Annotated in this window: 11 protein-coding genes; 3 read left to right on the top strand and 8 right to left on the bottom strand. The window is 41.9% G+C overall.

Annotated elements, in window-relative coordinates:
- Position 1: 1 nt before the first annotated feature.
- Entirely contained in the window at positions 2-1105 is a 1104-nt protein-coding gene (locus DQN48_RS03795; RefSeq protein ID WP_013023039.1) for an Mrp/NBP35 family ATP-binding protein, read from the top strand.
- 243 nt (positions 1106-1348) lie between these two features.
- Here the strand turns inward: DQN48_RS03795 and DQN48_RS03785 are convergent, their stop codons facing one another.
- Positions 1349-1774, bottom strand: a complete 426-nt coding sequence (locus DQN48_RS03785; RefSeq protein WP_013023038.1) for a periplasmic protein — start codon at positions 1772-1774, stop codon at positions 1349-1351.
- Positions 1774-4083, bottom strand: a complete 2310-nt coding sequence (gene ciaB, locus DQN48_RS07660; protein ID WP_013023037.1) for an invasion protein CiaB — start codon at positions 4081-4083, stop codon at positions 1774-1776. The genes DQN48_RS03785 and ciaB overlap by 1 nt, the downstream gene beginning before the upstream one ends.
- A gap of 83 nt (positions 4084-4166) precedes the next feature.
- On the opposite strand from ciaB, the gene DQN48_RS03775 reads away from it, so the two are divergent.
- Both DQN48_RS03775 and DQN48_RS03770 read left to right on the top strand, forming a co-directional pair.
- Positions 4167-5294 (top strand): metallophosphoesterase, encoded by a 1128-nt coding sequence (locus DQN48_RS03775; RefSeq protein WP_049762190.1) that lies wholly within the window; start codon positions 4167-4169, stop codon positions 5292-5294.
- 2 nt (positions 5295-5296) lie between these two features.
- Positions 5297-6598 (top strand): NCS2 family permease, encoded by a 1302-nt coding sequence (locus tag DQN48_RS03770; protein ID WP_013023035.1) that lies wholly within the window; start codon positions 5297-5299, stop codon positions 6596-6598.
- 206 nt (positions 6599-6804) lie between these two features.
- On the opposite strand, the gene DQN48_RS03765 is transcribed toward DQN48_RS03770, so the two are convergent.
- The 6 genes from DQN48_RS03765 to DQN48_RS03740 form a co-directional block, all read right to left on the bottom strand.
- Positions 6805-7557, bottom strand: a complete 753-nt coding sequence (locus DQN48_RS03765) for a hypothetical protein (RefSeq protein WP_170118057.1) — start codon at positions 7555-7557, stop codon at positions 6805-6807.
- An 83-nt stretch (positions 7558-7640) separates the two neighbouring features.
- A complete protein-coding gene (locus DQN48_RS03760) occupies positions 7641-8702 on the bottom strand; it encodes a hypothetical protein (RefSeq protein ID WP_013023033.1) in 1062 nt (353 codons plus the stop codon).
- The gene (gene rlmB / locus DQN48_RS03755; RefSeq protein WP_013023032.1) at positions 8690-9445 is read right to left on the bottom strand and encodes a 23S rRNA (guanosine(2251)-2'-O)-methyltransferase RlmB; all 756 of its coding nucleotides are present in this window, start codon (positions 9443-9445) and stop codon (positions 8690-8692) included. Before rlmB ends, DQN48_RS03760 begins: the two co-directional genes overlap by 13 nt.
- 8 nt (positions 9446-9453) lie before the next feature.
- A complete protein-coding gene (gene rsmI / locus DQN48_RS03750) occupies positions 9454-10311 on the bottom strand; it encodes a 16S rRNA (cytidine(1402)-2'-O)-methyltransferase (protein WP_013023031.1) in 858 nt (285 codons plus the stop codon).
- Positions 10311-10514: a 50S ribosomal protein L31 gene (rpmE, locus tag DQN48_RS03745; protein ID WP_041913115.1), complete on the bottom strand. Its 204-nt coding sequence runs from the start codon at positions 10512-10514 to the stop codon at positions 10311-10313. The genes rsmI and rpmE overlap by 1 nt, the downstream gene beginning before the upstream one ends.
- A gap of 72 nt (positions 10515-10586) precedes the next feature.
- Complete coding sequence (locus tag DQN48_RS03740) at positions 10587-11753, bottom strand: transglutaminase-like domain-containing protein (RefSeq protein WP_158303466.1); 1167 nt, start codon at positions 11751-11753, stop codon at positions 10587-10589.
- Between the last annotated feature and the right edge of the window lie 21 nt (positions 11754-11774).

Here is an 11774-nt window from a genome sequence, read left to right as displayed (position 1 = left end):
AATGCTTACCCAAGAGAATGTGCTACAAACTCTAAAAACCATCATTTATCCCAATTTTCAAAAAGACATCGTAACTTTTGGCTTTGTCAAAGACATTACTTTGCATAATGATGCCCTGGCTCTACGTATCGAGATCCCTAGCAATAGCCCTGAGGTGATCCATAGACTTGATAGGGAAATCCATGAAAAAATCCGCAATATTGGAATTGCTAAATTGCAACTTGATATTAAGACTCCACAAACACCTGAGCAAAAAAGTACCACCAAGAATATCGCTCCTCAAATCCAGCACTTTGTCATGATTAGCAGTGGCAAAGGAGGTGTAGGGAAAAGCACTACGAGCGTGAATCTTGCCATCGCTCTAGCACAACAAGGAAAAAAAGTAGGCCTGCTTGATGCTGACATTTATGGCCCCAATATCCCAAGGATGCTGGGCCTCAACACCCAAAAACCAGAAGTGGATGCGAGCGGCAAGAAACTCTATCCCATCAAGGCCTATGGGGTGGAAATGATTAGTATGGGCATCCTCTATGAAGAAGGCCAAAGTCTCATCTGGCGGGGCCCGATGATCATGCGTGCCATCCAACAATTACTCACAGATGTGATTTGGAGTGAGCTAGATGTCCTAGTGATTGACATGCCCCCAGGCACAGGAGATGCACAACTCACCCTTGCTCAAAGCGTACCAGTGAGCGCTGGGATCACTGTGACCACTCCACAGCGCGTGAGCCTAGATGATAGCATGAGAAGCCTGGATATGTTTCAAAAGCTCGATGTTCCCATTGCTGGGATTGTGGAGAATATGAGTGGCTTTATCTGCGGTAATTGCGGGGTGGAAAGTGATATTTTTGGCAAGGGTGCGAGCAAGGACCTTGCTGATACATACAAGACCACACTTCTAGCACAGATCCCCCTGGAGGCAAAGATCCGCGAGAGTGGAGACAGCGGAAGGCCCATCGTATTTTTTGAGCCAGAGTCTGTGAGTGCCAAATCCTATATGAAAATGGCAGATACATTGATTGCATTTCTCCACAAGGTAGAGACCCAAAAACTTGCAAACAACAAAAACATCCAACCTACAGAAGATCACTCCTACTCCCACTAAGGCTATTAGAGCTATTGCATGACTTTGGAGGGGGGGCACAGGGGCTTGGTGCGTTTTTGACTTGGATGTTTGGATTGGGAAAACAGGATTTTTTGCTTTGTGCTAGAAGCTGTAGCAAGTAGTTGCGCAAGATGGATTTGGCAGCGGACTTTGCACATGAATCCAGTGGCATAGCCTCCCAAATTCCTAGAAAATCGCACACAAATTTCCCGCACAAAGCCCCCTCAATCAAGCTTAAATCTGCTATTCCCCTGTATGACCTTGAAAGATCACATGACAGCCATTGCATTCCCTTAAGATACTCAAAAATGTCTCAAAGGCATCTTGGGTTTTTCTTTTTTGCAGCTGCTTTCCCATGAGATCCAGGGCCTCATCGATGCGCACGATGCGCAAATTCACGATGTTTTCAAATTCCTTGGTCTTGCTATTGAGATAATAATGCACAGGTATGGACTTGAGATCTTTTATCGCAGCCTTCATCTGACGCTGACGGATCTCTATGAGCTCATAATTATCCTTCAAAAAGGCATCCTGCATGTTTTTGCTACTCTTATCAAGCTCTAGCATGATATTTGGGAAATTCTGACCATCCTCAGCCAGCAAGATCCCAAAAAACAAAAGCAGTGCACAAATTCTCCCCACCACAACTCCTCTAGCAAGATTTTTCATCAAAACCCTCCCTGATTCAAAAATTCCCCTTGCCACAATTCTCTGCCCATGCTTTGATATTGCTCCCAATACCATTGCACAAATTCCCTGCACTTCCTAGAAATGGGATCTTTTCCTTCGATAAAAAAATCTACATAAATCTTGGCGTCTTTTTTGTCAGCATAATGTTTGGCAAGCTTTTGATAATACTCCAGATACCATTCTCTAAGCCTTGGAAACTCCTGGGAGTGGATTTGCAAGCGCGTCTCTTTTCTATCTCTATCAAAATCTAGCACCCCACTATCAAATCCCCCGCAAAGATGCATCAAGCCCTCATAATAATAAGGCAATACCTCATCTTGCTCCCTCCAGGCAATAAGCCCTACTGCGCGCATTAGGGTATCAAATAGCACTTCTTGGAATAATGCCCCCTCCCCCCTATTACTCAAGAAAAATCCACAGAGCCCGCCTGAGGTTGCTTTAAATTCTTCGATATTTTTAAACATCCCAGAAGCATTCATTTTGACCTGCGTATCTTCCTCCATCCACAAAATATGCCCATATTCATGTCCATTAGTCGTGATTTTATAGATTTCATACCAAAGCTTTTCTTGATGTAAAATAAGCTCATAATAGCGCTGCATGCGTGCCTTTCCAAAGGTCTCAAAGCTAATTTGCATCTTGGGTTTGTTGCGCATCATCTCCAAGATGCGATCTGGGAATGCAAAAATCTTTTTGCCATAGCTTTTGGTGATTTTTTCATCATTTGGTACCACCTGTGCAGAAAAAAGGCCATTATAATTGCTCCCATAAAAGAGCGCTGGGATGGCATGATAGCTCTGCACTTTTTCTAGTGCGCTTCTTGTAAAAGCACACAAACTCTCTGAAGCATCAATCTTTTGGGCAAAAAATTCAAAGCAATGTTTGAGGGATGTAGAAACTGTGTCTTCTTTTTGGGTTCGTGCTAGCCTCACATCCCATTCTGGGGCAGTGGCATGGCGGTATTTATCTTCATAATATTCAAAAGGATGGCCAATTTGTATGGGAGTTTTAATCTCCATCCAGAGCGCATCTACCTCCTGCCAATTGGCAATCAAGCTCTCTCTATCCTTTGTGCCAAAGGCTTTTTTTAGTGCTTTAAAATAAGCGATGTATTGCTCTTTTTGGCCATAAATTTCATCATTTTCCTCACGCAAGGAAGAGATCAAATCCTCTAGGTGCAAAATCACCTCTTGACCTTCCTTCTCAAAAGCACTTGCATAGGGCAAGATTTCTAAATCAGGAAAATGCTCTTTTCTGTCTTTTGGGATGTCTTTTTTGATTTTAGGGATGGAATAGCTCCGATCGCTAAAGATCCATTTTTTGCCATCAAACTCTCTCTCCATAGTCTTTTGCAAATTTGAAAAAATTTGCTCTTGGCTATAACTTTTCTCAAGCATGGGATAAATCTCTGCAAACAGTGCTTTTTGCCATGCCTTTGCAAAGGCATTCATGGCCACTCCCACGCGATCTACTCCTACTAGCAATGCACGATAAAACCCACTGAGCAACTCCTCTTTTTCTATGAAATCCAAGATTTTTTGATGGCGTTCTTGAGTGAATTTTTCCACTTCCTCAAAAAGCAAAGCCTGAATTTGCAAAATCTCTTCTTGGTTTTTTCCTAGATTTTTGAGCTCTTGGAGGATGGGCCCCTCTTTGAGCTGGATGAATCGATCTTTGAGCGCATGGGTAATATTTGCATTTTTGGGCAGTTTTGCGCGCTTGCAAATGTCTTGCAAAAGCAGGCCAAAAGCAGAATCAGGAAGCGCATCATAGAGCCCAAAAATCTCCCTATCTCTATACTCAATCTCAGCATAGAGTCTGTGAATATCTTCTGAAAATGCCTCTTTTTTAGCGAGTTTATCGATGCATAGGGGCAGGGATTTTTCTAATAATTCATAGACCTCATAAAATCCCTCCAAGCCCTTGTAATAGGGGTCAGGAATGTCCATCCCCCCGAGTCCAAAATCTCCCATTTTGCAAACCTTATGCTTAGGGATGCCCATAGAAATAAGATCTTGTGCGTTGGAATCATCCATGACAATGAAGAGATCTGCTCTGGTATAGGGTGTGATTTTTGCGCTACGCAAATTGCTGATGTCTATGCCATATTCTGCTGCCACTTGGATGGAATACACATGTGGAGGCTCCCCACTGTGATAGCCAGAAGTGCCTGCTGAATCAATCTCCCAATCCAATCCCCTTTGACGCACATATTCCCTAGCCATGCCTTCTGCTAGCGGAGATCTGCAAATATTTCCTAAACACACAAACAAAATTTTCTTTGCCATTGCATACCCTTTTTCGTGATTCCCTTCAGTTTTGCTATAATTATAACTCAATATTGAAATTGCAAGGGATGGCTCTCAAATCTATGGAAAATCAGCATTTTAATCTCCCCTGGATGCTTGTCATAGTTTTTATCATTTTTGGCGTGCATCTTCTCATCTACTACACCTTTTTCCACAAAATCCCCGGCCGCTATGCTTTTTATGGGGTGGGAGTTTTATTTTTGTGCAATTGCGCCTATATTCTCCACCACCATCTTTCCTTGCCTCCAAAGCTAGAATTCCTCTTTTCCATCTGCACTGGAATTAGTTTCTTTCTCTTCGTGGGGGCGGTGCTTTTTTACATTCTCATCTCGCCATTTTTTTTATTCGCAAGCAAAGAGCAATGTTTCCTTGCTCTACCCTATATCAAGACTTTTTGCGTCATACTCTCAGTTCTTGGCATTGTCTTTAGTCTCTATAATGGCCTTGGAAAAAAACCCATGGTCAAAACGCTAGAAATCCCCATTGCCAAGCTAAAAGAACCCTTTTCCATCGCCCAAATCAGTGACTTGCACCTCAATGCCCTCACAAAAAGCAAAGATCTCAAAGATCTCATCTGGAAAATCAATGCACTCCACCCTGATGCCATCATGCTCACAGGCGACATCATCGATGCCCCTCTTTCTAAAATCAGAGAGAAACTCCCCTTGCTAGGAGATCTCAAGGCACGTTATGGCATCTACTATGTCCTAGGTAATCATGAATATTATCACGACACCCATGCCATCTTAGAGGCGATCAAAAATCTTGGCATCATGGTGCTAAATAATAGCAGCACCATCATTATAAAAGATCAAAAACCCCTGCTCAACATCATTGGCATCACCGATCTTAGTGGCAATAAAATGGGGTTTTTCTCTCCTGATATCAATCAGGCCATCTTAAAGAGAAATCCCAACATCCCAAGCATCCTCCTCTCCCACCAGCCCGCAGTCATCTCCCATCTAGAAGACAAAAAAGTAGATTTAATCCTATCAGGCCATACCCACGGTGGGCAGATCTTCCCCTTTAACTTCCTAGTCCTGCTAAAGCAGCCCTATCTCAAAGGATTACATCACTATGATTCCCATTCCCTAATCTACATCAACCAGGGCACAGGATTTTGGGGGCCGCCCATGCGTCTTTTCACTCGCTCAGAAATCACCTTCATCACACTCAAACCACAGGAGTAAACATGCAATTGCTTGATAAATTTTTCAAACTCAAAGAAAATTCCACCTCTATAAAAAAAGAATTTTTTGCTGCCTGTACGACATTTTTGGCGATGCTCTACATCATCCCCGTGGGCGCAGATATCCTCTCACAAGCTGGTATGCCAAAAGATTCTTTGATTACCTCTGTTTCCCTAGTCACTGCTATTACCACGCTACTCACAGGAATCTGGGCTAATGTCCCAGTGGCGATGAGTGCTGGAATGGGGCTAAATATATTTTTCACCTTTGGCATGGTGCAGACCATGGGACTTTCTTGGCAGCAGGCACTAGGAGCAGTCTTTCTCTCAGGCCTTATTTTTCTTGTGATCTCTTTTACAAATCTTCGCGCATGGATTATGCAAAGCATCCCAAAGGATTTACGCATCGCCCTATGCTGTGGACTTGGGGCATTCATTGCCACCATCGGACTCAAAAGCATTGGCATCATCACCACCCATGGCGATCATCTAGGTCTAGGCAGTCTAACCCAACCCCAAATCCTCATTAGCATTTTTGGGATTTTTTTGCTTTTGTTGCTGCATGCACTCAATATCACGGGGAGTTTCATCCTAAGCATCTTCATCCTAAGTATCATTGGCTGGGCGTTTGGCTATCAGGAAATGCCAAGAGAGCTACTCTCTGCGCCCTCTTCCATAGAAAATATTTTTTGGAAAATGGATATTTTGGGAATTTTAAACATCGCAATGATCCCTGCCATCGTCTCCTTGCTCATCACAGATCTCTTTGATTCCCTGGGTACATTATCTGGCATCGGCATCAAGGCTAATTTATTTCAAGACACCACAGGCAAAGATAAGCAATTAGAAAAAACTCTACAAGTGGATGCGCTTGCCACCACTGCAGGACCTATATTTGGCCTCTCCACCACCACCGCATTTCTAGAAAGCGCCACAGGGGTGAATGCAGGGGGTAGGACGGGACTTACTGCAGTGTTTGTTGCATTTTTCTTCTTCCTTAGCATTTTCTTTTTGCCTGTTTTTTCTGCCATCCCCAGCTTTGCTATTTATCCTACTTTGGTTGTCGTGGGATCTTTGATGTTTTTGGAAGTTCGGCACATTGACTTTAGGGATCTGCCCATTGGGGTTGCGACATTTTTCACCATCATCCTCATGCCACTCACCTCCTCCATCACCATCGGACTTGCTGCGGGATTTGTCATGTATACATTTCTCAACATCATCCAGCGTAAATGGGAGAGATTGCATCTAGGGACATGGGTGCTGTTACTCATTAGCATCATCCCCTTTGCCATCCCTACTTGATACAATTCATAAAAATGACTTTGAGGGGTTTTTTGTCTGGAAAGAGGATTTTAAGATCAGAAAAATACTAGACCTCATGCTCTAGATTTTAATCCCCCTTGCCATCTCCACCCTTAACATGGAATCCTTGTACCAAATCCAATCCTTGTAGTTTTTGCGCATAAATCCATCATCTCTATAGATTGCTCATCATTTAATCCAGCAAATTATTTGAAGCTTGAAAACATCACCTTGATGCCATTTTTGAGCACAATGGGATTTTGATTGTCTGAAACCAAAATGAAGCGCACTTCTTTGAGGATGTTGAAGGTGAGATTATTAAGACTTTCTTCTTTTTTGAGAATGTCAATGATATGGAGATTTTTATCAAAAAAGATGATTTTAGGATGCCATTCTGTGGTGTTGGCAATGATGTTCATATTGCCAGAGACATCTGGGGTCTGCAGCCAATACTCCCCACTCACCTCCTTAATCTCAAAATTGTCTCCAATTTCGACATTATGCGCATTGGGAAGCTTGGAATCCAAAAGATTTACATCATATTCCCAGGCCTGCATATTGATGCGCGAGATATTGTTGAAAATATAGCCTCGCTTATTCATCTCATCAATCACAATCAAAGGATCGATCATATACTCACTCATGAAGCTAAAGACAATGCGCGCCACTCCCTCATTATATTCTGCCTTTTTGACCTCAAAATAAGAATACCCCATAGAGGCTAGTGTACTATTGACGCTGCGTAGCAAAAATATGGGGCTTGTGTGAGAAGAAAACATGATGCTCACCTCTTTGGGAGCATCAAATTTGAGATTTAATAGACCGTTATTTTTAAGTGTTTCTAGGATTTTTTTATTGTCCAAAACTCCATCGCGAAAGAATGCCTCGCGATTTTCAAAGAGCCTATCAATGAAATTGCGATTGACCTGAAATACACTCTCCCCTGCAAAATTTTGCACCTTATCAAGCAAAAAATCTGCAAAAAGCCCCTGAAGCAAGAATATGCTGCAAAAAAAATATCGAAAAAACAAGCAGGGTCCCATCACTGAATTTTATGCTCTTGCTTACTAGCAGGATTGGCAGAAGAGGGGCTATCAGGGTTTGGGTTGGGATTTTCAGCAGGGTTTTGCGCGTCTGTACTGCTGTGTGGAATCTCTCTTTTAAGCTTGGTCCTAGGTTCAAATTTCTTTTTTGTGGCATTGACAAGCTTCATGTAGTCTGCATGATGGATGATGCGAACCTTGCCATTTTCAGAGAGGAAACGGATGGTTTTCCCTCCTTCATAATCTAGAAATTCCTTTCCATAGCGCAGCTTAAAAGACTTGTGCCCAAAGACAATTAAGGATTTTTGTTTTGGAATCTCCACGCGGTGGGATTCTTTGATGACTTTTTCTAGCTTTGTGTTATCCTCAAGATTCCAAATCTGAAACCAAAGCTGTTTTTTTGGCTCAATGATCATAACCCCCTCTTCTGGCAAACGATAAACTCCACTGTCTTTTGAGGCTTCTGGAGTGGGTTGGGTGTGTGGGGCTGCAGTGGCTTTGGTTGTTTGTGCAGGCTGGGTGGCTTGAGTCTCTGGATCTGGTGTGGATTGTGTAGGTTGGCTTTGTGTAGGTTGGGTAATTTGCTTTGGGATTTTGGAATAAATCCCCTCTTCATGGGGCTTTTGCTCTTTTTTCTCTTGAGTGGAGGAGGGATTTTGTTTTTCGATTTCAATCTTATCTGAAGCCATGAAAAATCGATAAAACAAAAACAAAATCACCACCAAGGCACCGATGATCCCATACCAAATCCTGCTTAAATACTTATTTTTGTAGCGATCATAATACTGCTTTTGAGTGTCTAGATCCAACTCTCTAATCTTATAAGTATCTTCCTTTTGCTCCTGTGCACTTTCTTGCAAATAGGCATTGTACTCCTCTAGCCACGGACTCAAATCAACCTGATATTCCCTCTCGATGATTGGTAAAAACCCCACGATCCAGACCTTTTGAATCTTATCAAAACGCTTCTCTAAAATATTTTCAATCACGCCAACAGAGATTTTGGTATCTTGATTGATTTTTTTGATGCCAATTTGTTTGAGTTTGTCTAAAGCTTCCATTCTTGTATCCTACTGATTAAAATCCCTGCAGCAACCCCCACATTGAGTGAGTTAAAACCCCGATGCATTTTTATGGCCAATATTCTATCAAGTTTTGACAAAACCTGTGAGGGCAAACCTGTATTTTCACTGCCCAAAAATAATGCCCATTTCTGCACTCCTGCTATCCTTCCCTCCTCCTCTCCACGCGCATCTGCACCAAGGCAGAGGGTTTTTTCATTTTTTAGCTCATGGATTACATCTAGGATATTTTCTACCACGCAAAAGGGCATCTGCAAAATCGCTCCCACACTGGTGCGCAAAACTCCCTCAATACTAAAACCCCTCACTCCACAAAGCACAATCCCATCCACACCCAAGCAATACGCGCTCCTAAAAATGCTACCAATATTTCCCGTATCTGTGATGCCATGCAAAATGAGCAATTTCTCAGATTTTTTGAGGATCTTAAATGGCGTGTATTCTAGCGCAGAGATCTTTAAAAATACACCCTGATGATTGCCATTTTTGCTGAGGGCCTGGGCTTTTTTGTTGTCAATTTTCAAAATTGGTTTGTGAATCTTGGCAAATTGATGGAAAACCCCCCTTTCCATTTCTTTAGAGAAATACACCTCTTTGATGATTTGGGGCATCTGCTCTAGGATGTAGAGGCTAGTTTGTTTACCATAGACGATCAAATCCTCTTGCTTTGGTTGCGCAGGATTGTGAGTGGGTTTTTGGTCATGGCGAAGTTGTTTTTTCATATTTTGCCTTATTTTTCCATCAAATTTGCATAAATGCTTTTGACATCCCCAAGGCCGAGTCTTGAGAGGAGCTTGGCCTTAATTTTGGGGGGGAGATCCATAAGCTTGATTTCCTCTGCCCCTAGGGAGCTTTTTGGCTTTTTTGTGGTACTAAGGAGGAGCACCCATTCTCCTTGGATATTTTGATTTTGCAAGATTTTCCACACCTCCCTAGCACTTCCTGCAAAAAATTTTTGATTTTTCTTGCTCATTTCTTTGATAGCAAAGACTCCACAATCCTCCTCTATGTCGCATAAATCCCGCAAAGAATCCAAAATACGATGCGGACTCTCATAAAAAATTACACTCATTTTTTTGGGTGAAGAGGCCTGCTGGGTCAAAAAAGTCTCCAAAATCTTTTTGCGCTCCCCTTGCTTATGAGGCAAAAATCCACCAAAGATAAATCCATCATCCACAATGCCGCTCATGCAATAGGCCAACACACAGGCATTGCTCCCTGGCAATACATCATAAGCAATGCCCTCTCTCTGGGCATAGGATACCAGCAACGCGCCAGGATCATTGATGCAGGGCATGCCCGCATCACTCAAAAATACGACATTCCTTACGCGCAGATCCAGAGCATTTTTTTCCAAGGAATCCAAAAATTCCTCTTGATTATGGGAATGAAATGCATGAAAAATCTTAGGAGCAAAAATGCCAGGGAAGTTTTGAGTGATGAGGGGGTTTTTTTGGAGAAGAGCAATGAGTTTTTTGGTGACCCGAGTATCTTCACAGAGCACGACTTCGCTCTGTGCCAGGGCTTCCAACATCCTAAGGGAGACATCGCCAAGATTCCCAATAGGCGTTGGCAACAAAGTGATCATTATTTCATATTGTATTTTTGCTTAAAGCGCTCTACTCTACCTGTAGCATCAGCGATTTTGTCACTCCCTGTATAAAAAGGATGGCAGAAGCTAGAAATATCGATCCTCAAATCGCTTTTTGTGCTCATGACTTCGATCTCTTTGCCACTAGTGACGCAAGTAACTTTGCAGGGAACATATTGAGGATGGATGCCTTTTTTCATCATTTAACCTTTCAAAAAAATTTCTTGGGATTTTATTCTTTTTTTGCTTTATTTTTGATTAAAAATCTGGCCTTATTGTAGCAATTGGATGTCATAAATCACCTCAGTATGAATCTGATGAATGGGTACATCATAAGTCTCATACATCATCAAGGGCTGATATCCTAGATAAAAAAAGATATGTGAGATGGGGAGCTTTCCGCTAAAAATCCCCCAAGTGGTGTCCATAGAAATCCATCTCCCTTCTATGAATACAATATTCCAGGCATGATATTCAAACTTTTTTTTAAAAGGATTAAATCCCACTCCAGTAATCATCACACTTGGCACATCAATGGCTTGCATGATATCACCATAGAGCTGGGCATAATGCTCACAAACACCGCATTTAACCTGCAAAATCTGGCTGCTGCCAAGATGTTTATTTATCATCTTTTCATCGTATTTGATATTTTCATGCACCCATTTTGCAATGGCTAGATAGGGAGGGAGATTTGGGCTTTTGGAGATGATTTCTTGCGCGAGATTTTTGAGGCTGGGATTGCTTTTTGTGGGGAAGTTGTTGGGATTGAGGTTTTTATATGTTGCAGCATCAATACTATTATTGACAATGGCATCAAGCCCCACCATAAAATCTTGAGATTTTTTACCGCGAAACACTATGGAGGTGTTGTTGACTTTTTGGATAATCTGAGCAGATGAGAGATTGGTTTCTAAAGTATCTTTTTTGATTTTGAGATTGCTGTCTTTGAAATATTTTGGGATCAAAATATTGATGTCACGAATCTCTTGTGGACTGTGCAAAAAATGCTTGAGGCTAATCTTCCAATCAGCGCTTTTAAGACTAATCCAAAAATAATCCAAAAAATTTTTTTTGTCTATGATGCCATAGAAGCCATATTTTTGATTTTGAAAAAAGAAATCGGGATGATAAGAAAAAACCTCCCAATTCTTATCGATTTCCACTTGGATAAAGGCTTGGAATTTCTTTTGCAAGCTTGGGATAGCGATGGCTTGGCGCTGCAAGAATTTCTCAGCATTGCTTGTTTTGTAAGAGATGCTAATCTCTAGATTCTCGCCTTTTTTGACATCAAAAATACTAAAAAACACACGCTTATTTTTCAGATAGACTTTATAGAATTTCTTTTTGACGCTAAATTGCAGAGGATGGATCTGCTCGGTGTCGATGATGGGGAAGCTCCATTGGAATGTCTTTGTGCTAAAAGATGGTTTTAGCACCAGTTCATTCCTGACTTTTTT

Source organism: Helicobacter mustelae, from assembly GCF_900476215.1.
Lineage (GTDB): Bacteria > Campylobacterota > Campylobacteria > Campylobacterales > Helicobacteraceae > Helicobacter_H > Helicobacter_H mustelae.
Note: the sequence above shows the minus strand (reverse complement) of the source record. Positions and strands in the feature narration are given on the sequence as shown.